This is a genomic window from Deinococcus planocerae, from assembly GCF_002869765.1.
GTDB lineage: Bacteria > Deinococcota > Deinococci > Deinococcales > Deinococcaceae > Deinococcus > Deinococcus planocerae.
Genome location: NZ_PNOR01000022.1, coordinates 16,810 through 37,271 on the forward strand (window position 1 = coordinate 16,810; position 20,462 = coordinate 37,271).

Annotated in this window: 25 protein-coding genes and 1 riboswitch; of the genes, 23 read left to right on the forward strand and 2 right to left on the reverse strand. The window is 73.6% G+C overall.

Annotated features, from left to right (window positions below):
* Positions 1-69: 69 nt before the first annotated feature.
* The 19 genes from A7B18_RS13380 to A7B18_RS13465 all read left to right on the forward strand — a co-directional run bounded on the left by A7B18_RS13380 (position 70) and on the right by A7B18_RS13465 (position 15,830).
* Complete coding sequence (locus A7B18_RS13380; protein WP_180970157.1) at positions 70-747, forward strand: metal-dependent transcriptional regulator; 678 nt, start codon at positions 70-72, stop codon at positions 745-747.
* Complete coding sequence (locus tag A7B18_RS13385) at positions 744-1,655, forward strand: metal ABC transporter solute-binding protein, Zn/Mn family (RefSeq protein ID WP_102127201.1); 912 nt, start codon at positions 744-746, stop codon at positions 1,653-1,655. Before A7B18_RS13380 ends, A7B18_RS13385 begins: the two co-directional genes overlap by 4 nt.
* Positions 1,652-2,470, forward strand: a complete 819-nt coding sequence (locus A7B18_RS13390; RefSeq protein WP_102127202.1) for a metal ABC transporter ATP-binding protein — start codon at positions 1,652-1,654, stop codon at positions 2,468-2,470. Before A7B18_RS13385 ends, A7B18_RS13390 begins: the two co-directional genes overlap by 4 nt.
* Positions 2,467-3,393, forward strand: coding sequence for a metal ABC transporter permease (locus A7B18_RS13395; protein WP_102127203.1), 927 nt, complete (start codon positions 2,467-2,469; stop codon positions 3,391-3,393). Before A7B18_RS13390 ends, A7B18_RS13395 begins: the two co-directional genes overlap by 4 nt.
* Entirely contained in the window at positions 3,390-4,274 is an 885-nt protein-coding gene (locus A7B18_RS13400; protein ID WP_102127204.1) for a metal ABC transporter permease, read from the forward strand. The genes A7B18_RS13395 and A7B18_RS13400 overlap by 4 nt, the downstream gene beginning before the upstream one ends.
* Before the next feature lie 199 nt (positions 4,275-4,473).
* Positions 4,474-5,214, forward strand: a complete 741-nt coding sequence (locus tag A7B18_RS13405) for an adenosylcobinamide-GDP ribazoletransferase (protein WP_102127205.1) — start codon at positions 4,474-4,476, stop codon at positions 5,212-5,214.
* Between the two features lie 4 nt (positions 5,215-5,218).
* Positions 5,219-5,785 carry a histidine phosphatase family protein gene (locus A7B18_RS13410; protein ID WP_102127206.1) on the forward strand — a complete coding sequence of 189 codons (567 nt, stop codon included), beginning with the start codon at positions 5,219-5,221 and terminating at the stop codon, positions 5,783-5,785.
* Positions 5,786-5,829: 44 nt separating this feature from the next.
* A riboswitch (cobalamin riboswitch) is annotated at positions 5,830-5,947 on the forward strand.
* Between the two features lie 155 nt (positions 5,948-6,102).
* Complete coding sequence (locus A7B18_RS13415) at positions 6,103-6,978, forward strand: ABC transporter substrate-binding protein (protein WP_102127207.1); 876 nt, start codon at positions 6,103-6,105, stop codon at positions 6,976-6,978.
* Positions 6,975-7,589 carry a cob(I)yrinic acid a,c-diamide adenosyltransferase gene (cobO, locus tag A7B18_RS13420; protein WP_102127208.1) on the forward strand — a complete coding sequence of 205 codons (615 nt, stop codon included), beginning with the start codon at positions 6,975-6,977 and terminating at the stop codon, positions 7,587-7,589. Before A7B18_RS13415 ends, cobO begins: the two co-directional genes overlap by 4 nt.
* A gap of 53 nt (positions 7,590-7,642) precedes the next feature.
* The gene (locus tag A7B18_RS21470; RefSeq protein ID WP_146009541.1) at positions 7,643-7,849 is read left to right on the forward strand and encodes a hypothetical protein; all 207 of its coding nucleotides are present in this window, start codon (positions 7,643-7,645) and stop codon (positions 7,847-7,849) included.
* On the forward strand, positions 7,846-9,186 hold the full coding sequence (locus tag A7B18_RS13425) for a cobyrinic acid a,c-diamide synthase CobB (RefSeq protein WP_102127209.1): 1,341 nt from the start codon (positions 7,846-7,848) through the stop codon (positions 9,184-9,186). The genes A7B18_RS21470 and A7B18_RS13425 overlap by 4 nt, the downstream gene beginning before the upstream one ends.
* Entirely contained in the window at positions 9,177-10,118 is a 942-nt protein-coding gene (locus A7B18_RS13430; RefSeq protein ID WP_245872878.1) for a CobD/CbiB family cobalamin biosynthesis protein, read from the forward strand. The genes A7B18_RS13425 and A7B18_RS13430 overlap by 10 nt, the downstream gene beginning before the upstream one ends.
* Positions 10,115-11,140, forward strand: coding sequence for a pyridoxal phosphate-dependent aminotransferase (locus tag A7B18_RS13435; protein WP_102127210.1), 1,026 nt, complete (start codon positions 10,115-10,117; stop codon positions 11,138-11,140). Before A7B18_RS13430 ends, A7B18_RS13435 begins: the two co-directional genes overlap by 4 nt.
* On the forward strand, positions 11,133-11,915 hold the full coding sequence (locus A7B18_RS13440; RefSeq protein ID WP_102127211.1) for an SDR family oxidoreductase: 783 nt from the start codon (positions 11,133-11,135) through the stop codon (positions 11,913-11,915). The genes A7B18_RS13435 and A7B18_RS13440 overlap by 8 nt, the downstream gene beginning before the upstream one ends.
* A gap of 7 nt (positions 11,916-11,922) precedes the next feature.
* Positions 11,923-13,308, forward strand: coding sequence for a cobyric acid synthase (locus A7B18_RS13445; protein ID WP_102127212.1), 1,386 nt, complete (start codon positions 11,923-11,925; stop codon positions 13,306-13,308).
* Entirely contained in the window at positions 13,305-13,847 is a 543-nt protein-coding gene (cobU, locus tag A7B18_RS13450; protein ID WP_102127213.1) for a bifunctional adenosylcobinamide kinase/adenosylcobinamide-phosphate guanylyltransferase, read from the forward strand. Before A7B18_RS13445 ends, cobU begins: the two co-directional genes overlap by 4 nt.
* A complete protein-coding gene (cobT, locus tag A7B18_RS13455) occupies positions 13,848-14,933 on the forward strand; it encodes a nicotinate-nucleotide--dimethylbenzimidazole phosphoribosyltransferase (RefSeq protein ID WP_102127214.1) in 1,086 nt (361 codons plus the stop codon). It begins immediately after the preceding gene.
* Between the two features lie 46 nt (positions 14,934-14,979).
* Positions 14,980-15,216: a hypothetical protein gene (locus A7B18_RS13460; RefSeq protein WP_102127215.1), complete on the forward strand. Its 237-nt coding sequence runs from the start codon at positions 14,980-14,982 to the stop codon at positions 15,214-15,216.
* Positions 15,213-15,830, forward strand: a complete 618-nt coding sequence (locus A7B18_RS13465) for a phosphoribosylanthranilate isomerase (protein ID WP_102127216.1) — start codon at positions 15,213-15,215, stop codon at positions 15,828-15,830. Before A7B18_RS13460 ends, A7B18_RS13465 begins: the two co-directional genes overlap by 4 nt.
* Positions 15,831-16,033: 203 nt before the next feature.
* On the opposite strand, the gene A7B18_RS13470 is transcribed toward A7B18_RS13465, so the two are convergent.
* Together A7B18_RS13470 and A7B18_RS13475 are read right to left on the reverse strand one after the other, a co-directional pair.
* Positions 16,034-16,912 carry a metalloenzyme domain protein gene (locus tag A7B18_RS13470; RefSeq protein ID WP_102127217.1) on the reverse strand — a complete coding sequence of 293 codons (879 nt, stop codon included), beginning with the start codon at positions 16,910-16,912 and terminating at the stop codon, positions 16,034-16,036.
* Between the two features lie 23 nt (positions 16,913-16,935).
* The gene (locus tag A7B18_RS13475; RefSeq protein ID WP_102127218.1) at positions 16,936-17,214 is read right to left on the reverse strand and encodes a hypothetical protein; all 279 of its coding nucleotides are present in this window, start codon (positions 17,212-17,214) and stop codon (positions 16,936-16,938) included.
* Positions 17,215-17,540: 326 nt separating this feature from the next.
* On the opposite strand from A7B18_RS13475, the gene A7B18_RS13480 reads away from it, so the two are divergent.
* The 4 genes from A7B18_RS13480 to A7B18_RS13495 all read left to right on the forward strand — a co-directional run bounded on the left by A7B18_RS13480 (position 17,541) and on the right by A7B18_RS13495 (position 20,440).
* The gene (locus tag A7B18_RS13480; RefSeq protein ID WP_102127219.1) at positions 17,541-18,461 is read left to right on the forward strand and encodes a carbon-nitrogen hydrolase family protein; all 921 of its coding nucleotides are present in this window, start codon (positions 17,541-17,543) and stop codon (positions 18,459-18,461) included.
* The gene (locus A7B18_RS13485) at positions 18,454-18,978 is read left to right on the forward strand and encodes a GNAT family N-acetyltransferase (RefSeq protein WP_102127220.1); all 525 of its coding nucleotides are present in this window, start codon (positions 18,454-18,456) and stop codon (positions 18,976-18,978) included. The genes A7B18_RS13480 and A7B18_RS13485 overlap by 8 nt, the downstream gene beginning before the upstream one ends.
* A 124-nt stretch (positions 18,979-19,102) precedes the next feature.
* Positions 19,103-19,648: an ankyrin repeat domain-containing protein gene (locus tag A7B18_RS13490; protein WP_102127221.1), complete on the forward strand. Its 546-nt coding sequence runs from the start codon at positions 19,103-19,105 to the stop codon at positions 19,646-19,648.
* A gap of 105 nt (positions 19,649-19,753) precedes the next feature.
* Positions 19,754-20,440 (forward strand): YqhA family protein, encoded by a 687-nt coding sequence (locus A7B18_RS13495; RefSeq protein ID WP_102127222.1) that lies wholly within the window; start codon positions 19,754-19,756, stop codon positions 20,438-20,440.
* The last annotated feature ends 22 nt before the right edge of the window (positions 20,441-20,462 follow it).

The following is a 20,462-nucleotide window of genomic DNA, read 5'->3' on the forward strand; positions in this document are numbered from 1 at the left end:
TCATCCTCCCCCACCGTGTCCACCCGCCGGACCCTTGATTCATAATTTAGGTCATCCTAAAATAAGGTCATGTTGGTTCACGCACTCTCTCCCTCCGCCGAGGACTATCTCAAGCACCTGTATCTCCTCGGGCAGCATGGTCGGGTGAATACCCAGGCTCTGGCGGAGGCGCTGGGGGTGGCGCCCGCGAGCGTGACGGGGATGCTGCGCAAGCTCGCCGAACAGGGCCTGGTCGCGCACGCGCCGTACCAGGGGGCGCAGCTCACGGGCGAGGGACAGCGGGTGGCGCTGGAGGTGCTGCGCCACCACCGCCTGCTCGAACTCTTCCTCCACCGCGCGCTCGGCGTGCCCCTCGACGAGGTTCACGAGGAGGCCGAGCGGCTGGAACACGCCCTGTCCGAGCGGCTGGAGGCACGTATCGCCGCCTGGCTGGGCGACCCTACCCACGACCCGCACGGCGACCCCATCCCCACCCTGAGCGGGGAGCTGCCCGAACGCGCCGAACGCCGCCTGACCCAACTCGCCCCCGGCGAGGCGGCCACCGTCGCCCGCGTGCCCGACGCAGACCCGTCGCAACTCCGGGCCCTCGTCACGGCGGGCCTGACGCCGGGCGTTCCCGTGCGGGTCGAGCGGGTGGACGCCGCGCTGGGGACCCTGACCCTGCTGCTGCCGGGGGGCGCTTCCCTCACCCTCGCCCTGGGGGTCGCCGCGCAGGTGGGGGTCCACGCGGGGGAGGTGGGGGCTTGAAGGCCCTCCTTCCCGCCGCGCTGCTGGCCCTCACCCTCACGGCCTGCGCGACCACGCCAGGGGAGGGCGACGCGGCGGACGGGCGGGTTCACGTCGTCACCACCGTCAACATGATCACCGACCTCGCCTCGCAGATCGGGGGCGACCGGGTGCGGGTGACCGGGCTGATGGGGCCGGGGGTCGATCCCCACCTCTACAAGGCCTCCGCCGGGGACGTGCGGCGGCTGGCGAATGCGGACCTCGTGCTGTACGGGGGGCTGCACCTGGAGGGGAAGATGGTGGACATCCTCCACTCGCTCAACGCCCGCGTGCCCAGCGTGGCCGTCTCCGAGGTGATCCCGGAGGACAGGCTGCTCACCCTGAGCGGCGCGCACGACCCCCACGTCTGGTTCGACCCGACCCTCTGGGCGGACGCCGCCCGCGCGACGGAGGAGGCGCTGAGCCGGGTGGACCCCGCCGGGCGGGCCGTGTACGAGGCCAACCTGAACCGCTACCTGGGCCAGTTGCGCGAGCTGGACGCCTGGACCGCCGAGCAGTTCCGCACCGTGCCCGCGAGGCAGCGGGTCCTGGTCACCGCACACGACGCCTTCGGCTACCTCTCGCGCCGCTACGGGGTGGAGGTGCGCGGCCTCCAGGGCATCAGCACCGTCGCGGAGGCGGGCGGGCAGAACGTCCGGTCTCTGGCGACCTTCCTCGCCGAGCGGAACGTGAAGGCCGTGTTCGTGGAATCCACCGTCTCGCCCCGCGCCGTGCAGGCCGTGCGCGAGGCGGCGCGGGCACGCGGGCACGACGTGGAGATCGGCGGCGAGCTGTACGCCGACGCCGCCGGGGAACGCGGCACGCCGGAGGGCACCTACGTCGGCATGGTGCGCCACAACATCGAAACCATCGTGGAGGCTTTGAAATGACCGTCACCCTCGGGGCCGCCGCGCCCCTGACCGCCGCCCACCCCGCCCCGCCCCTCGCCCTGCGCGGCCTGAGCGTCGCCTACCGCGAGCGGCCCGCCGTGTGGAACGTCTCCTTCGACGTGCCCGCCGCGTCCCTCACCGCGATTATCGGGCCGAACGGGGCGGGGAAGAGCACGCTGCTCAAGGCGGCGCTCGGGCTGGTGCCCCGCCTCTCCGGGGACGCCCTCTTCTTCGGGCAGCCCCTCGCGCGGGTGCGGTCCCGGGTCGCCTACGTGCCCCAGCGGACGAGCGTGGACTGGGACTTCCCGGCGAGTGCCCTCGACGTGGTGACGATGGGCCTGTACGGGCGGCTCGGGTGGCTGCGCCGCGCCGGTCGCCGCGAGCGGGAGGCGGCCATGACTTGCCTGGAGCGGGTCGGGATGGCCGACCTCGCCGGGCGGCAGATCAGCGAGCTGTCGGGCGGGCAGCAGCAGCGGGTGTTCCTGGCCCGTTCGCTGGCGCAGGGGGCCGACCTCACCTTCATGGACGAGCCCTTCGCGGGGGTGGACGCGGTGACGGAAAAAGCCATCGTGGACGTGCTGCGGGGGCTGCGGCGCGAGGGCCGCACCGTCGTCGCCGTCCACCACGACCTCGACACGGTGCGTGACTACTTCGACCACGTGGCCCTCCTGAACGTCGAACTCGTCGCCAGCGGGCCGACCGAGGCCGCCTTTACCCCCGCCCACCTGCGCGCCGCGTACGGGGAGCGGCACGGGGCGCTGGCCGCCGCCCTCGCCGGGGACCGGTCGCCAGGGGTCGGGGGGGCGAGGCCGTGACTCCCCTCGACCTGCTGAGCGACTACACCCTGCGCAGCATCCTGCTCGGCTCGGCGCTGCTGGGGCTGGTGGCGGGCACGCTGGGCACCTTCTCGGTCCTGCGGCGCCAGAGCCTGATCGGGGACACCGTGGCGCACGCCGCGCTGCCGGGCATCTGCGCGGCCTTCCTCCTGACGGGCACGCGCGACACGCTGGGCCTGCTCCTGGGTGGGGGGATCAGCGGGCTCGCCGCCTCGTTGCTCGCGCTCGCCATCCTCAGATACAGCCGCCTGAAGGAGGACGCCGCCCTGGGGGTGACGTTCAGCGCCTTTTTCGGCATCGGGATCGCCATGCTGACCGCCATCGGCCAGAGCGGGAACGCGGCGCAGGCGGGGCTCGACAAGTTCCTCTTCGGGCAGGCCGCGGCGCTCACGCAGGGGGACGTGATCCGCTTCGCCCTCCTCGGGGCGCTGGCGCTGGGGACCGCCGCCCTGCTCCACAAGGAGCTGAAGGTGACCCTCTTCGACCCCGACTTCGCGCGGGTGCAGGGCTGGCCGGTGCCAGGGCTCACCGCGCTCTCCACGGCTCTGACCGTCCTCGCGGTGATGATCGGCCTCCAGACGGTCGGGGTGGTCCTGATGGCCGCCATGCTGATCGCGCCCGCCGTCGCCGCGCGGCAGTGGACGCGCAGCCTCTCGGGGATGCTGGGGCTCGCCGGGGCCTTCGGGGCGCTCAGCGGGGCACTGGGGGCGGGGCTGAGCCTGGGCGTCTCCTCCGGCGCGGGCAGCCTGCCGACCGGGGCCGTGACGGTGCTCGCCGCGACCGCCCTCGCGGTGCTGTCCCTCCTCGCCGCGCCCCGCCGGGGGGTGCTCGCCGAACTCGTGCGCCAGCGGCGGGTGCGCGCCCGGCTTCTGCGTGAATTGAACTCGGGGGGGCAAGCATGACTCCCGCACCGCTCCCCCTCAACTTCGACCTCGTGATCGTGGTGACCGCCGTGTTCGTGGCGTGGGCGTGCGGGTTGCTGGGCCTCTTCCTGGTGCTGCGTCGGGAGGCGCTCCTGAGCGACGCGATCAGCCACTCGGCGCTGCCCGGCATCGTGGCGGGGTACTGGGTCACGGGCGGGAGCCTCGCCACCATGCCCGCGCTCGTGGGGGCTTCACTCTTCGGGCTCGTCACGGTGGGGCTGACTGCCCTCCTCACGCGCAGCGGGCGGGTGAAGGCGGACGCGGCGCTGGGGCTGGTCTTCCCGGCCCTCTTCGCCGCCGGGGTGATCGCGGTGAGCCTGAATTACAGCAACGTCCACCTCGACCTCGACGCCGTGCTGTACGGGGAGATCGCGTACACGCCCTTCCGGACCGGGTGGCTCGGCCTGCCGGTCGCGTGGCTGCTGATGGGCGGGATGCTCCTCGTGAACGCCCTCTTCGTCGGGCTGCTGTTCAAGGAACTGCGGCTGAGCACCTTCGACCCGGGCCTGAGCCGCACCCTGGGCTTCTCGCCCGCGTTGATCGGCGGGGCGCTCCTCACCCTCGTCGCGCTGACGACCGTCGCCGCCTTCGACGCGGTGGGGGCGGTGCTCGTCGTCGCCTTCATGATCGTGCCGCCCGCGACCGCCCTGCTGCTCACCCGCCGTCTGCGGCAGGCCCTGGGGCTGACCCTGCTGGCGGGGCTGACGGCCAGCGTGGTGGGGTACACCGTCGCCCTGGCCCTCGACGCGAGCATCACAGGGGTAATCGCGGGGGTGCTGGGGGTGCAGTTCACGGTGGCGCTCGCGGGGCAGGCGGTGAGGGCGAGGCGGGTGCGGGGGCGGGCGACGTTGGGGGGGTGAGGGGAGGAGCGTGCCTATCGGAGCCAAGGTCGGCGGCTGATCGAGGGGATCAACGACAATTTTTCTCGGATGCCCTGCCCGTTCACCCCCCCTGCTCCGCAGCTCTGCGAGTCCCGGCCTCTCCCCTCAAGGGGGAGGAGCAAGAACAACCAGTCTGCTCGCCGTTCACCTGTGCCACCATCCCCCTCGTGATTCGTCTATGACCGATTCCCGCTCCTCCTGGCGGCGTCAGCTCGACGCGGCCCACCTCGCGCTGACCTTTTTGACCACGCTGCCCCTGCCGCATATCCGCGAGGTGAGGGAGGGAGATTTCGCGCGGGCGAGTGCCTACTACCCGCTGGCCGGGTACGCGGTGGGCGGGGTAGTCGCCCTTTTGCTGTGGCTGCCGCTGCCCCTGCCGGACGGGGTGCGGGCGGCCCTCGCGGTGGGGGCGTGGCTGGCGGTGACGGGGATGCTGCACTTCGACGGGCTGGTGGACAGCGCCGACGCCCTCTTCGCCATGAAGAGCCCCGAGCGGCGGCTGGAAATCCTGCGAGACGTGCATGTGGGGGCGTTCGGCCTCGCCGTGGGCGTCCTTGCCTTGCTGACCCTGTGGAGCCTGCTCTCGGCGCCGATTCCGGCCTTCGCCCCGGTCGTCGCGGCGGTCGTGGCACGGACGGTCTTGCTCTTCCCCATGAATCTCTACCCGGCGGCGCGGCAGGAGTCGTTGGGTGCGCGCTCGCGGGAGGGACGGTGGGGGGCCGCGCTGCTCCTCGCCCTGCCCGCCCTGATCCTCCCCGGCGCGTGGGGGGCCGCGCTCGCCACGCTCGTCGCCGCGCTCCTCGTCGCCCGGTTCGCCGCCTCCCGGCTGGGCGGAGGGCTCAACGGCGACACCTACGGGCTCATTGTCGTGACGGCGGAACTCGCGGCCCTATGCGCCTTCGCGTGGGGGCGGGGGTGAGCGGGTGTTGACGCTCCACCTCGTCCGCCACGCGCCCACCGTGCCGAACGCCGAGCGCCGTTACCCGGGGGAGGAGGAGGACGCACCGCTGTCCCTGGAGGGCCGCGCCCTCGCCCGCTCGTTGCGCCTGCCGAGGGCCGCGACGGCCTTCACCTCCCCCAGCCTCCGGGCCCGCGAGACCGCCGTGCTCGCTGGCTTCCATCAGGCCGTGCCTGACCCGGCCTTACTGGAAGCCCACTTCGGGGTGATGGCGGGGCGGACTTGGGGAGAGTTGGAGGAGACGTTCGGGGAGGCGCCGCGGGCCTGGATCGACGCGCTGGCGGACCCCGACTCGGACGCCGGACCGCCGGGAGGGGAGACGGGCCGGGTCTTCCACGCCCGCGTCCGGGCGTGGCTCGCTGGCCTCCCCGAATCCGGCGAGGTCGTCGCCTTCACGCACGCCGGACCGCTCCAGGCCGCCCTGCGACTGACGGTCGGGCTGCGCGCCGTCGCCACACCGCCCGGCACGGTCGCCACCCTGCGGCGGGCGGGCGGGCACTGGTGGTTGACGGCCCTGCGCCCGCCCGACTGAGGGCCCGGATTGTCCGCCGGGTTGCCTCCCCCCCCCCCGCCTCTGTTACCCTGCCCGCACCTGGTGTCGGGGAAGTCCGGTGAGAGTCCGGCGCTGTCGCGCAGCGGTAAGCAGGTGTCATGTCCTGTCAGCCCGAATGCCGCCCAGGGACGCCCCGCGCTGGTGGGGCACCTCTCGCCGTCAGAGGGCCCGTTTCGAGACCGCGCATCCCCCCCGGCTCCCCACGCCGTGATGCCCGCTCCGGCCCCCGGCTGGAGCGGGCTTTTGCCGTGCGCCCCTCCCGCTGCCCGCCCCGCACGCCGGAGTCCCCTGCCCCCATGCGCCACCTTTCCCGACTGTTCCCCCTCGCCGCTCTCCTCTCCGGCGCCGCGCTCGCCACCTCCTACCCCCTCACCGTCCGGGACGACCTGGGCCGCAGCGTGACGCTGAGGAGTGAGCCCCGGCGCATCGTCTCCATGCTGCCCAGCCACACCGAGACGCTCGCCGCCCTCGGCGCGGGGAACAAACTCGTCGCGGTGGACAGTTTCAGCAACCACCCGAAGGCCGTGACCGACCGGCTGCCCAAGGTCGGCAGCGCCTTCCAGCCCGACATCGAGGCGATCCTGGCCCTGAAGCCCGACCTCGTGCTCGCGGACGAGTCGAGCAGCTCGCGGCTGACCGAGAAGTTGGCGCAGGCGGGCCTGACCGTGTACGGCGGCAGCGCGCAGACCTTTGGCGACGTGTTCGAGAAGATCGGGGTGCTGGGCCGGCTCACGAACCGCGAGGCGGCGGCCCTGAACCTGATCACGCGGATGCGCGGCGAGCTCAACACCCTCCAGGCGAGCGTGGCCCGCTTGCCCAGGGTGAGCACCTACTACGAGGTGGACCCGGCGCCGTACTCGGTGGGCCCGAACTCCTTTATCGGCACCTTGATCACCAAGGCGGGGGGGCGGACCATCGTGCCCGCGCGGCTGGGCGACTTCCCGAAGATCGACCCGGAACTCATCGTGCAGGCGAACCCGCAGGTGATGATCGGCGTGCCCCTGGCGCAGGCGCGCACCCGGCCCGGCTGGGCGAACCTCCAGGCCGTGCGCACCGGGCGCGTCTACACCCCGACCCCCGAGGAACGCGACGCCCTCTCTCGCCCGGGTCCCCGCCTGCCCGAGGCCCTGCGCGCCCTGATCCGCTGGCTGCACCCGGAGGCATTGAAATGACCGACCCCGACACCGCCGCCCGCCGCGAGGCCGCCATGCGCGAGCTGCAAGAGGCGCGGAACACCTACCGCAAGCGGGAAGACCTCTCGAAAGGGCGCCGGGGCCTGCTGATCGTCAACACCGGCAAGGGCAAGGGCAAGACGACCGCCGCGCTCGGGCTGATGCTGCGGGCGCACGGGCGGGGGCTGCGGGTGCGCCTCTTCCAGTTCCTCAAGCACGAGAACGCGAAGTTCGGCGAGCACCGCACCCTCGACGCGCTGGGCCTGCCCTACGAGGGGCTGGGCGACGGCTTCACGTGGAGATCGCGCGACCTGGAGAACTCGGCGGCCCTGGCGGCGCACGGCTGGGAGCTGGCGAAAGGGGCCATCCTCTCCGGCGAGCACGACCTCGTGGTCCTCGACGAGTTCACCTATCCCCTCAAGTTCGGCTGGGTCGCCTGGCCCGACGTGGAAGCGACCCTGAGGGCGCGGGACCCGGGGCTCCACGTCGTGATCACCGGGCGGGATGCGCTGCCGGAACTTGTGGAGCTGGCCGACACCGTGACCGAGATGCAGCCCGTCAAGCACGCCTACGAGGCGGGCATCGGCGCCCAGGCGGGGATCGAACATTGACGGACGGTTCCGGTTCCAGGCACTCCGGCCCCGCGCTCGTCGGGGGAGGGGACGTGGGGCGCCCGCCGGTCCCGGAGGAGGCCCGGATCGTCACGCCGGGCGACCGTGAGCCGATGGCCCCGGTGACCTTGCGCGAGATGGGGACGACGCCCGGCCTCGGCCCTGCCACCGACCCGCACGGCGCCGGGGTGCGGGGGGCGCGGCCCGCCGGAGGTCCGGGGGGCGGGCTGCCTACCCGGACTCCGGGAGCCTGCGCGTGAGGCGGCTCGTTCTCGCCGCGCCGCACTCGGGCAGCGGGAAGACGACGGTCGCCTCGCTGCTGTGCCTGGCCCTGCGGCACCGGGGCCTGAGGGTGCAGCCCTTCAAGCTGGGGCCGGACTACCTCGACCCCACCCACCTGACGCGGGCGGCGGGGGTCCCGGCGCGCAACCTCGACTCCTTCCTGCTCGCCCCGGAGCGGCTGCGGACCCTGTTCACCCGGGCGGCGTCGGGGGCGGACATCTGCGTGCTGGAGGGGGTCATGGGCCTGTACGACGGGCGCGACCCGGCGAGCGACGCGCACTCGACCGCCGACCTCGCCCGGATGCTGGACGCCCCGGTGGTGCTCGTGATCGACGCGGGCGGCAGCGCGAGGACGGTCGCGGCGGTGGCCCACGGCCTGCGGACGTTCGGAGGAGAACGGGGCGGCCCTGGCCTCAGGATCGTCGGCGTGATCCTCAACCGGGTGGCGGGGGAGCGGCACGCGCGGCTGTGCGAGGTGGCCCTGACGCAGATCGGGCTGCCCGTGCTGGGGTTCGTCGCGCGCGACGAGGCCCTCCACCTCCCCGCCCGGCACCTGGGCCTGCTGAGCGCCGAGCAGGCGAGCTGGGACGAGGGGGACGCCCTGCGCGCCGCCGCGAATCTCAGGGTGGACGCCCTGCTGGAGGCGGCGCAGGCCCCCGCCCTGCCTGTTCCCCCACCGCCCGTTCCTGCCGCGCCGCGCCGCGCCGTGATCGCCTACGCGCACGACGAGGCGTTCCACTTCTACTACCCGGACGCGCTCGACGCCCTGCGCGAGGCGGGGGCCCGGCTCGTCCCCTTCAGCCCGCTGCGGGACGCGGGGCTGCCCCCCGGTGTGGGCGGCGTGCTGCTGGGGGGCGGCTACCCGGAGGCGCACGCGGCGGGGCTGGCGGCGAACGTCTCCCTGCGGGCGGCCCTGCGCGACTTCGCGGCGGGCGGGCGCCCGGTGATCGGCGAGTGCGGCGGGTTGATGTACCTCGCCGAGACGCTGGAGGACGCGGGGGGGCAGGTCTTCGAGATGTGCGGGGTGACCCCCTACCGCACCCGGATGGCCCCCCGCCTCACCCTGGGCTACCGGGACGCGACCACGCTGGTTCCCTCGCCGCTCGCCCCGGCGGGCCAGGCGCTGCGCGGGCACGAGTTCCACCACAGCGTGCTGACCCACCCGCCCACCCGGCCCGCCTACGCCTGGACGGACGGGGCCGGGCAGAGGGTGGAGGAAGGCTACGCGCACGGCAACGTCCTCGCCAGCTACCTGCACCTGCACCACGGGGCGGACGAGGCGCTGGCGCGGCGGCTGGTGGAGGCGTGCTCGTGAGGCAGGGGCGGGACGCGGGACGCGGTGCGCGGTCGTCGCTCCTCCTCGCCCTGGCGCTGGACGCGCTGGGAGAGCCGCCCGCGGGCGTGCATCCGGTGGTCTGGATGGGGAACTTCCTGAAGGGGGCGCGGGGCCGTTGGCGGGCGGGGTCCCCGGCAGGGCAGCTCGCCGAGGGGGGCGCGTGGTGGGCGCTCGGGGCGGCCCTCACGACCGGGGCCGGGGTCCTCGCGGGTCACCCTCCGGGGGGCTGGGTCACGCGCGGCGCCTTCCTCAAGCCGCTTCTGGCGCGCCGGGCGCTCTTCGGGGCGGTGGGGGAGGTCCACGCGGCCCTCGCTGCCGGGCGGCTCCCCGAGGCGCGGCGGCTTCTGGCGTGGCACCTCGTCAGCCGGGAGACGGGGGAACTGAGCGGGGCGGAGGTGGCGGGCGCGTGCATCGAGAGCCTCGCGGAGAACCTCTCGGACAGCGTGGTCGCGCCGCTGCTGATGTTCCGCGCGGGCGGGCTGCCCCTCGCCGCCCTCTACCGCTACGCGAACACCGCCGACGCGATGTGGGGGTACCGCACGCCCGGGCTCGAACACGCGGGGAAGGTGGCCGCCCGCGCCGACGACCTTCTCAATCTCGCGCCCGCCCGGCTGACGGCCCTGGGTGCGGTGCTCGCGGCCCTCCCGGCGGGGCTGGACGCCCCCGGCGCGTGGCGGGTGTGGCGCCGGGACGCCCCGGCCACCCCCAGCCCGAACGCCGGTCACCCCATGAGCGCCTTCGCGGGGGCGCTCGGGGTGCGGCTCGACAAGCGGGGGGTGTACGTGTTGAACGCGGGGGGGCGCGAGCCGGGAGCGGCGGACGTGCTCCGGGCCCTGCGCCTCGCCCGCTGGACGGTGGCGCTCGCCACCCTGGCCCTGCTGCTTCCCACTCCCCGCCGGAGGAGCGCGTGAGCAACCTCCTCCCGCCCCTCCTGCCCCGCGCCCCACACGGCGGCCCGACCTCCCGGACCTTCGCCGGGCTCGACTTCAGCGTGAACGCGAACCCGTACGGCCCCAACCCCGTCCTCGTGGAGGCCATCCGGGGCGCCGACCACGCCCACTACCCCGACCCGAGCTACGCGGACGTGCGCGCCCGCCTCGGCGACTGGCACGGCCTGGACGCGGACGGGGTGGCGCTCTCGGTCGGGGCCTCCGACCTGCTCCACCGCCTCGCCCGCGCCTTCCTGCCGCCGGGCGGGACGCTGCTGAGCGTTCATGCCCCCTTCGGCGAACTTGCCCGCGCCGCCGCCCTCGTCCGGGGCAGGGTGGAGGTGACGACGCCGGAACGGGCCCTCGCCGGGATCACGCCCGGGGTCGCGCTCGTGTACGTCGGGCACCCCCACAACCCCACCGGGCACGCGCATACGGCGCAGGAACTGTGTGCCCTCGCCGACGCCTGCCACGCCGCCGGGGCGCTCCTGATCGTGGACGAGGCGTACGCGCCCTTCACCGCCGCTCCCATTCCTCCCGCCCACCCTGCCGTGGTCCGGGTGCTCTCGCCGGGCAAGGCGCACGGGCTCGTCGGCGCGCGGCCCGCCTACGCGCTCGCCCCCCCAGAGGTGACGGCCCGCCTCGACAACCTCGCCCCCGCGTGGCACCTCCCCGCCTCGACCGCCGCCGTCCTCGCCGCGCTGCCGGAGGGGGGGAGCTTCCTCGCGCAGACGCTGCCGCAGGTCGCCGGGGGGGCGCGTGACCTCGCGGCGGCCCTCTCGACCTTCGGCCCGGTCGAGCACCACGGCACCCCGTACCTCACCCTGGAGGTGGGGGACGCTTCCCGCGTGGCGGCGGCCCTGCTCGACCGGGGCGTGAGGGTCCGCGACTGCGCGAGCTACGGCCTGCCCGACCGTCTGCGCGTGTCCACCCGCCTGCCGGGGGAGAACGGGGTGCTGCGGCGGACCCTCGCGCAGGTTCTGAAAGGAGGCGAAGATGGCTGACCGTCTGATCCTGGTGACGGGCGGCACGGGCCCCCTGGGACGCCCGCTCGTCCGGTCGCTCCTGGAAGGTGGAGCGCGGGTCCGGGTGCTGACCCGGCAACTACCCGGGCGACGTGTGGAGGGCGCCGAGTGCGCAGTCGCCGATTACGTCGCCGCAACCGGGCTGGCTCAGGCCCTGGCCGGGGTGAGCGGAGTCGTTCACGCCGCCCACGACCTGAGTGATCCTCTGCGCGACGTGCGGGGCACGCTGAACCTGCTCGAAGCGGCCCGCGCCGCCGGGCGTCCCCACTTCGCCTACGTCTCCATCGTCGGCGCGCGGCGGGTCCGGGGCTTTGGCTACTACGCGGGCAAGGTGCGCGGCGAGGAGTTGGTGAAGGCGAGCGGCCTGCCCCACCTGATCTTCCGGGCGACGCAGTTTCACCACTTCGCCGACGAACTGCTGACCCAGGCGAGCCGCCTGCCCCGGCTCCTCGTCCCGGACGGTGTGCTCCAATCCGCCGCGGTGGAGGACGTGGCCCGCGAACTCGCGCGGCGGGTGCTCGCTGGAGAGCGGGGCACCCTCGACTTTGCCGGGCCGGAGGTGCTGAGGATTCCCGACATGGCGCGGGCCTGGCTTGCGGCACGCGGGCGGGCGGGGCGGGTGCTCCCCCTCCGCCTGCCGCTTCCTCACCCGGTTCTGCGCGCCATGCAGCGGGGTGACCTCGTGGAGCCGGAGGCACCGCGCGGCACGGTGACCTGGGCAGATTACCTGAGCAAGAAGGCCGAGGGTGGGTAGGGCGATCATGGTCCAGGGCTGCACGAGCAATGCGGGCAAGAGTTACCTCACCGCCGCGCTCTGCCGAGCCCTCGTGGATGAGGGGCTGCGGGTCGCCCCCTTCAAGGCCCAGAACATGAGCAACAACGCGGGCGTGACCCCCGCCGGGCTGGAGATGGGCCGCGCCCAGATCGTCCAGGCGCGGGCGGCGCGGGTCGTGCCCGACGTGCGGATGAACCCGGTCCTCCTCAAGCCGGAAGCCGACACCCGCTCGCAAGTCGTCCTGCTGGGCCGCGCCAGCCCCAGCCTCACCGCCCTGGGCTGGCGCGAACGCAAGGCGCACCTGTGGCCGCATGTGCAGGGGGCCCTCCACAGCCTCCTCGCCGAGTACGAGGTGGTCGTCATCGAGGGGGCGGGCAGCCCCGCCGAGGTCAACCTGCGTTCCAGCGACATCGTGAACATGCGGGTGGCGCTCGAAGCGCGGGCGGCGGTCCTCCTCGCCTGCGACATCGACCGGGGCGGGGCCTTCGCCCATCTCCTGGGCACCTGGCACTGCCTGACGCCGGAGGAACGCGCCCTGCTGCGCGGCTTCATCCTCAACCGCTTCCGGGGTGATCCCCGCCTGCTCGCCCCCGCCCCCGAGTGGCTGCGGGAACAGACCGGCGTGCCCACCGTCGGCGTCATTCCCATGCTCGACCTCCCCCTCCCCGAGGAGGACGGGGTGGCACTGGAGGGCCCGCAGGCGTGGGAGGAGGGCGGCTTCGTCGCCATCGCCCGCTTGCCGCGCGTGTCCAACCTCGACGAGTTCGCCCCACTCGGTCCGCTCGCCCGCTGGGTGTCCACCCCCGCCGAACTGGAGGGCGCTCGCGCGGTCATCCTGCCGGGCAGCAAGAGCACCGCCGCCGACCTCGCGTGGCTGCGTGGGACGGGACTGGCGGGGGCCGTGACCCGCGCCGCGCTCTCGGGCATCCCCGTCCTCGGCGTCTGCGGCGGCCTCCAGATGCTCGGCCACACGGTCGGCGACCCACACGGGGTGGAGGGCGGGGGGGAGGTGCCCGGCCTGGGTCTCCTCGACCTTGACACCGAGTTCGCCTCCGAGAAGACCACCCGGCTGACCACCCTCACCGACGCGGAGACGGGGCTGAGGCTGGAGGGGTACGAGATTCACCACGGGCGGACGGTCTCGGGGCCGGGCGTGCAGGAACTCGCGCCGGGGCTGCTGTGGCGGCAGGGCAACGTGCGCGGCACCTACCTCCACGGTCTGCTCGAAAATCCCGCCTATCTCGAACGGTTCCTGGGCTGGGCGGGCCTGACCCCTCCCGCCGCCCAGGACAGCCTCGACGCCCGGCTGGACGCCATCGCCGCCCGGGTGAAGGCGAGCCTCGACTGGGACTTCGTGAGGGGGTTGCTGTGATCGTCTTCGTCACCGGGGGGGCGCGCAGCGGCAAGAGCACCTTCGCCGAGCGCCGCGCCGCCGCCGCGGGGGAGGCCGTCACCTACCTCGCCACCGCGCAGGCTTTCGACGCCGAGATGGAGGGCCGCATCGCCCGCCACCGCGCGGACCGGCCCGGCGGCTGGGTGACGGTGGAAGAACCGCTCGGTGTTCCCGGTGCTCTCCAGGCCGCCTCTACCCCCACCGTCCTCCTCGACTGCCTGAGCCTGTGGGTGAGCAACCTGGTGCTGTCGGACGAATCCGACGACGCCATCCTCGCCCGCGCCGACCGGCTGCTCGCCGCCGCCCGCGCACGAGAGGGCCTGACCGTCCTCGTGACGAACGAGGTGGGGCTGGGCATCGTGCCCGACAATGCCCTCGCCCGCCGCTACCGGGACGTGCTGGGCTGGGTGAACCAGCGCGCCGCCGCCGCGAGCGACGAGGCGTGGCTCCTCGTGAGCGGCCTGCCCGTGCGGCTCAAGCCCTCCCCACTTGCCCCTTTTCCCTCTCAAGGAGTTTGAATGCCCACCCCCCTTCCTCCCGAACTCGCCGCCCTCGTCCAGGCCGTCCGGCCCGCCGACCCCGCCGCGATGGAGGCGGCCCGCGTCCGGCAGGCCCAGCTCACCAAGCCCGCCGGGGCCCTCGGTGACCTGGAGGAGTTGGGGGTGCGCCTCGCGGGCGTGTTCGGGACGGAGCGGCCTCACCCGCGCGGGGTGGCGGTGATCGTCGCGGCGGGAGATCACGGTGTGGCGGCGGGCGGGGTGAGTGCCTACCCCCCCGAGGTCACGCCCGCGATGGTGGCGAACTTCCTCGCCGACACGCCCGCCGGGCCGGGCGGCGCCGCCGTCAACGCCATCGCCCGAGCGGTGGGGGCGCGCGTGTACGTGATGGACGCGGGGGTGAACGCCGAGCTGCCCGCCCACCCGGCCCTCGTGCGCGCGGCGGTGCGGCGGGGCACCCGGGACCTGCGCGTGGAACCCGCGATGACGCGGGAGGAGGCGACCGCCCTGATCCTGGCCGGAGCCGCCCTCACCCGGCGCGCGGTGGAGGAAGGCGCCGACCTGATCGTCCCCGGCGAGATGGGCATCGGGAACACCACGCCCGCCGCCGCGATGACGGCCCGCCTGCTCGGCCAGGGCCCCGCGCGTGTCACGGGCCGGGGCACGGGGGTGGACGACGCCACGCTTGAACGCAAGGTGGGGGCGGTGCGGGAGGCGCTGGCCCGGCAGGGGAGCGACCCCGCCGATCCCCTGGGCGTCCTCGCCGACCTCGGCGGCTTCGAGATCGCGGCGATGCTGGGGGTGATGCTCCAGACGGCGGCCCTCAGGCGGGCGGTGATCCTCGACGGCTTCGTGGAGGGGGCCGCCGCCCTCGTCGGCGTGGCGCTCGCCCCTCACCTGCGCGACTTCCTCTTCCCGGCGGGCGAGTGCGCGGAGGTCGGGCACGCTCCCCAGCTCGCGCACCTGGGCCTGAAACCGATGTTCGACCTCGGGCTGCGGCTGGGCGAGGGGACGGGCGGGGTCCTGGCCGCCCCCCTCCTCCTGGCCGCCGCCGCCACCTTGCGGGAGATGCGGACCTTCGCGGAAGCGGGGGTGCCGGGCGGCTGAGGCGGGCGGCTGGCCCGGCTGTGCCCCACGCGCCAGAATGGACCCCATGACCGACCGCGAACTCAACTTCGCCCGCACCATCCTCGGCGAGCGCCCCTTCCGCGACGTGCCCGACGAGGAGGTGCTGCGCGAGGCCGAGCGGCTCCTGAGCGAGTGGATGTCCGGCGAGGCGCGGCTGGAGCGCCCCAAGCTCTACGACCACTACGCCCTGCTCCTGGTGGCCCTCGTCCGCCGCACCCGGGAGCTCGAAGCCCGCGTGGCGGCGCTGGAGGAGCGGGCGTGACCCCCCCCGCACCCGTGCGCGTCAAGGTCTGCGGCACGACCACGGTGGGAGACGCCCTCCTCGCCGCCGAGGCCGGGGCCGACGCCCTGGGCTTCATCTTCGCGCCGGGCAGCAAGCGACGGGTGACGGCGCAGGTGGCGCGGGAGGCCGGGCTCGCCGTGGGCCCGGTGGTCGCCCGCGTCGGCGTCTTCCTGGGTCAGGGCCTCGACGAGGTATTGCGGACGGCGGAGGCCGCCCGGCTGAGCGCGGTGCAGCTCCACGGGGACCTCCCCGACCTTTACGTGCGCGAGGTGGCCCGGTATCATCCCGTGCTGCGCGTCCTGCGCCCCGCCGACCTGCTCGCGGACGCGGGCGGGCAGACTCTCCCCGGCGTCACCCCCATGCTCGACGCCCCGGAGCCCGGCGGCGGGGTGCCCCTCGACTGGGCGGCCCTGCGGGGCGTGTTCCCCCCCGGGGCGTGGCTCGCGGGAGGGCTGGGGCCGGAGAACGTCGCCGGGGCCATCCGCACCCTGCGCCCCGCCGGGGTAGACGCCGTGAGCCGCCTGGAGGCGCGCCCGGGCGTCAAGGACCCGGAGCGCGTCCGTGCCTTCGTCCAGGGGGCGAAAGGCGCCTGACCCCCCGGGTTATCCACAGGTTGACGCCCGCCTGTGGATAACTTCGTGGAACTTTTCCACGGGTTTATAGTGTCCCGAGAACACCGTTCCAGTCGAGCTTTTCAGCCTCTTTTCAGGGAATAGCGGCTCCGGGCAGTTCCAGGTTGTCCACAGGGCCTGTGGATAAGTCTGTGGATAACTTTCGGACGCCGATGTGGCGCGGTTCAAAGCCGCTCGTTCCCGGAGAGGTCGTCTTTCAGGCCGAACCACCCGGCAAGGATTCGCCCCCCGTCCACGATGTCGAGGGGAGACTCCAGTCCGTCCGGCAGCCCGCCGGAGGCCGCAAAGGGCACCCGCGCGAGGGTGTGGGCCTTGACCGTCAGGTCCTCCAGGTTGCCGTGGTCGCTCGTGAGGACCACCCGGGCGCCCGCCCCCAGCAGCCCGGCGAGGAGGGCGTCCACCCGCGCGAGGTAGGCCCGCCCGGCCCGCTCCACGCCGGGCGGCGTCGGCGTGCGGCCCCGGTGCCCCAGGAAGTCGCCGAACCACAGGTCGCAGGCGAGCAGGCTGTACTCCGCCGAGGCGCGCGCCAGCCGCTCGCCCAGCCGGGTCAGGTCGTCCGGCGGCGTCATCTCCGGCCAGGGCTCGGCGTACCCCAGGCCCAGGGTGGCGGGGACGGCAGGCACGCCGGGGGGGTTGAGACTCGCCCCCGCCGCCTGAAAGGAGAAGGGGAAGCACCCCTGCCGGGGCCTGCGGTCCTGCGCCGCGAAATAGCCGGGCGGGTAGTGGTTCGCCAGCGCCACCCGCGCGCCCGCCCGGGTCAACCGCACGGGGAGGGCGTCCTCTCGCAACAGCCGTTGCAGGGTCGGCCCCGGATGTGGTCCGAAGTGCTCGCCCATGTGCCGCACCGCGTCCCGGCCCGTGAGCCAGCAGGTCTGCCCGGTGCCCGACTGCGGCAGCCCCCGCACGCCGAGCGTGGCGTCGAGCGCGTGCCCGGCCTCCACGAACGGGCGCAGCGTGGGGAGGCTCTGCTCCCACACCGAGCCCGGCGGCGCGTCACACGGGTGCCCCACGCCGTCGAGGGCCAGCCAGACGAGTCCGCCCATGCGGGGCAGTCTAGAGGTCGGAGTCAGGCCTGTTCGGAGGCCGGGAGCCGAGCCACGGCCTCCTCGAAGGCCTCGGGGAAGCGCGGGTGGAAGTCGGACTCGGCGAGCACGTCGTCGCCGCGCAGCCAGCGGAACTTGAAGCCGTCGCCGATCTGGAGGGTGCCTGTCAGCCCGGTGGCCTGGAGGCGCTCGGCGGTGGCCCGCTGCCCCTCGTCCAATCGCTCGTCCCAGTGCCGTTCCATGTCAGCCTGCCGCTCGACCTCGCCGCTCGTCAGGTCCTCGAATCCGCCGCCCGTCGCCATGCCCCAGGCTATCCCACCCCAGGCTCCCCCGTCGCTCCCGGGGCCACGCTTCCAGGCCTTTCTCTTGACCAGGTTCAACCTATCGAATCACAACAGGGAGGGAGAAGGCTCTCGACCCTCTCCCCTTGCGGGAGAGGGCGTTGCGAAGCAACGGGTGAGGGGGCGTGTGACCCACGACACTGCCCCATCCAAGCCAACCGACACAGCGCACTCGGTCCAGAGAAAAGCCTGCCGCGCTTCATCTCTCCTTACCGAAGCGTGAGGGGGGAGGAGAGGCCGCACCCCACTACCTTTCCCCCGCGCCAGGAGCGGGTAAACTCCTCCCCATGAGTGTCCTGCGTGTGGCGGCGGCGGCGTACCCGGTGGACTTCCACCCCGGCTGGGAAGCCTACGCCGCGAAGGTGACGGCCTGGGTGGAGGACGCGGCGCGGCAGGGCGCCCGGCTTCTGGTCTTCCCCGAGTACGCCTCCCTCGAACTCGTCAGCCTGCTGCCGCCGGGGCTGCACCACGACATCCACGGGATGCGGCCCGCCCTGGGGACCCTCCTGCCCGAGTTCCTGGCGCTGCACTCCGGCCTGGCGCGGACGCACGGGGTGAGCATCGTGGCCGGGAGCTACCCGGTCGCGCAGGGCGGGGGCTTCGTCAACCGCGCCTTCGTGTTCGGGCCGGACGGCTCGCACGCGTGGCAGGACAAGCTGCTGATGACCCGCTTCGAGGCGGAGGAGTGGTTCATCGACCCCGGCGCGGGCGTGCGCGTCTTCGAGCTGGGGCTGGAGGACGGAACAGTGACGCGCTTCGGCGTCGCCATCTGCTACGACAGCGAGTTCCCGGCGCTCGCTCGCCGCCTCGCCGAGGGGGGCGCCGAACTCCTCGTCGTGCCCTCCTTCACGGCGGCCCGCTCGGGCTACACCCGCGTGAGGGTCGGAAGCATGGCCCGCGCCCTGGAAAATCAGATGTACGCCCTCCACGCCCCCCTGATCGCCGACGCCGACTGGACCTACGCCGTCGAACAGGCGAGTGGCCGGGCCGCCCTCTACGCCCCCGCCGACCTGGGGCTCCCCGAAGACGGCCTCGTCGCCCAGGGCGAGTGGAACACGCCCGGCTGGCTCGTCGCCGACCTCGACCTGGGCCTCCCCCGCCGGGTGCGCGAGTCCGGCCACGTCCTGAACGGGCGCGACCGCCACGCCGCGCAGGAGCGCGCAGGCGAGGCCGAGCTGATCCGTCTCGCCACTCCCACCCGTGCCTGAGGGTCCCGCCCTGACTGTCCGGGTCCTCGTCGCCGCAGACGCTTCCGCCTACCGGGAGGTCCGCCTCGCTGGCCTGCGGGGCGATCCCCTCGCCTTCATCACGACCGCCGGGGAATACGAGGCCCGGCCCCTCTCCGAGATCGCCGCGCGGCTCGACCCCACGTCCGGGGTCGTCAACTTCGGTGCATTTCTTGAGGGGTCGCTCGTCGGCATCCTGACCGTCCTGCGGGAGACGCGCCCGGCCCTCGCGCACCGGACGGAGATCGTGGGCGTGTCCGTCCTCCCCGTGGCGCGGGGACGGGGAGCGGGTGCGGCGCTGGTGGAGGCGGGCGTTGCCCAGGCCCGCGCGTGGTCGGGCGTGACCTCCCTCCGTCTCGCCGTGACGGAGACGCAGCACGCCGCCCGCCGCCTGTACGAGCGCCACGGCTTCCGGGTGTGGGGCACCGAGCCCGATGCGATGCACCACGGCGGACGGGTGTACGCGCAAGACCACCTGTGGCTCAGTTTGAACGGGTGACGGCAAATCAGTCGTTCAGGCTTTTATCTTCACCAGGATCAACCCATCGGGTCAGAAAAGGAACGTGGACTGGCACGATGAGGTACTCAACCGGCCAAACGGCCCCTTTCCCCAGGAGACCCCCATGCAGGACCATCCCGAGAAGAACCCCTCGCCCGTGTCGGCGCTCGATCCCGAGACGCTCTCCTTCCTCCAGGACGTGCTCGACCTCGCGCGCCGGGGAGACGCCGAGGCGCTCGCACCCCTGCTCGACCACGGGCTGCCCCCCAACCTGTGCAACGGGCGGGGCGACAGCCTGCTCATGCTCGCCAGTTATCACGGCCACCTGAACGCCGCCCGCCTGCTGCTGGAACACGGCGCCGACCCCGAACTGCGCAACGACCAGGGGCAGACGCCGCTGCTCGGCGCCGCCTTCAAGGGCGACGTGGGGATGGCCGAGCTGCTCCTCGCGCACGGCGCCGACGTGGAGAGCGCGGGCGGGGACGGCAAGACGGCCCTGATGATGAGCGCCATGTTCAACCGCACGGACGTGGTGGACCTCCTCCTGACGCGCGGCGCCGACCTCCACGCGCGGGACGCCCGGGGAATGAGCGCCCTCGACGCGGCCCGGATGATGGGCGCCCCCGACACGGCGGCCCAGTTGGAGGGGCGGGTCGGGGAGTCCCGGTAGGGCGAGGCCGGGCGGGACGTCAGGGCAATCGCCCGACTCCACCTCTCCCTCAATGTTGCCTTTACGTGCGGTGCGTCTCCCGGCACGGCGGGCATGATGGAGGGCATGACGACCCGCCCCGCGCGCTCCCGGTCCAGCGAATCTTCCAAGCGCGAGTATTTCAGCGAGCTGATCGGGCGCACCCGCTTCGTGGTGCTCATCGCCGTGATCGCCGTGCTGCTGGTGGCCTTCAGCCTCTTTCTCCAGGGCACGCTGCTCGCGCTGGTGACCATCTACGAGACGTGGCGCGACACCTTCACCGAGGGGATCGGCAGCCAGTCGGGCACGCTGGCGGTCGAGTTTCTGGAGGTCGTCGGCACCATGCTCAAGGCGGTCGTGTTCTACCTGATCGGGGTGGGGCTGTATTCGCTCTTTATCAAGCCGCTCAACCTCACCTCGGCGCTGGGCGTCGAGAGCCTGTCCGACCTGGAGCAAAAGGTCGTCTCGGTCGTCATCGTGATCCTGGGCGTGACCTTTTTAGAGCACTTCATCCGCTGGGAAGACCCCCAGGAGACGCTGTACTTCGCGGGGTCGCTCGCCCTGGCGGGGGGGGCGCTGGTGTTCTTCCAGCGGGTGCACCGGGGCTCGGGCGGCGACCTCCAGCAGCCCGAGGCCAAGCTGCGCGCCCGGCGCGAACTCTTCGAAAATGACAGCGAACAGCGCGAAATCCGCGAGACGGAAGTCAAACGCGCCGAGCGCGCCACCGAGGCCAAGGCGCAGGGCCGGGTGGACGCGGCGGAGGGCGGGGAGTAATCCCCCCCTGGCGCCGTAAGAA

Bases quoted from the DNA above. Each gene is read 5' to 3' on its own strand.
- A7B18_RS13380 (WP_180970157.1), top strand. From the start codon at position 70: ATGTTGGTTCACGCACTCTCTCCCTCCGCCGAGGACTATCTCAAGCAC.
- A7B18_RS13390 (WP_102127202.1), top strand. From the start codon at position 1,652: ATGACCGTCACCCTCGGGGCCGCCGCGCCCCTGACCGCCGCCCACCCC.
- A7B18_RS13400 (WP_102127204.1), top strand. From the start codon at position 3,390: ATGACTCCCGCACCGCTCCCCCTCAACTTCGACCTCGTGATCGTGGTG.
- A7B18_RS13405 (WP_102127205.1), top strand. From the start codon at position 4,474: ATGACCGATTCCCGCTCCTCCTGGCGGCGTCAGCTCGACGCGGCCCAC.
- A7B18_RS13415 (WP_102127207.1), top strand. From the start codon at position 6,103: ATGCGCCACCTTTCCCGACTGTTCCCCCTCGCCGCTCTCCTCTCCGGC.
- cobO (WP_102127208.1), top strand. From the start codon at position 6,975: ATGACCGACCCCGACACCGCCGCCCGCCGCGAGGCCGCCATGCGCGAG.
- A7B18_RS13440 (WP_102127211.1), top strand. From the start codon at position 11,133: ATGGCTGACCGTCTGATCCTGGTGACGGGCGGCACGGGCCCCCTGGGA.
- A7B18_RS13445 (WP_102127212.1), top strand. From the start codon at position 11,923: ATGGTCCAGGGCTGCACGAGCAATGCGGGCAAGAGTTACCTCACCGCC.
- cobT (WP_102127214.1), top strand. From the start codon at position 13,848: ATGCCCACCCCCCTTCCTCCCGAACTCGCCGCCCTCGTCCAGGCCGTC.
- A7B18_RS13460 (WP_102127215.1), top strand. From the start codon at position 14,980: ATGACCGACCGCGAACTCAACTTCGCCCGCACCATCCTCGGCGAGCGC.
- A7B18_RS13470 (WP_102127217.1), bottom strand. From the start codon at position 16,912: ATGGGCGGACTCGTCTGGCTGGCCCTCGACGGCGTGGGGCACCCGTGT.
- A7B18_RS13475 (WP_102127218.1), bottom strand. From the start codon at position 17,214: ATGGCGACGGGCGGCGGATTCGAGGACCTGACGAGCGGCGAGGTCGAG.
- A7B18_RS13480 (WP_102127219.1), top strand. From the start codon at position 17,541: ATGAGTGTCCTGCGTGTGGCGGCGGCGGCGTACCCGGTGGACTTCCAC.
- A7B18_RS13490 (WP_102127221.1), top strand. From the start codon at position 19,103: ATGCAGGACCATCCCGAGAAGAACCCCTCGCCCGTGTCGGCGCTCGAT.
- A7B18_RS13495 (WP_102127222.1), top strand. From the start codon at position 19,754: ATGACGACCCGCCCCGCGCGCTCCCGGTCCAGCGAATCTTCCAAGCGC.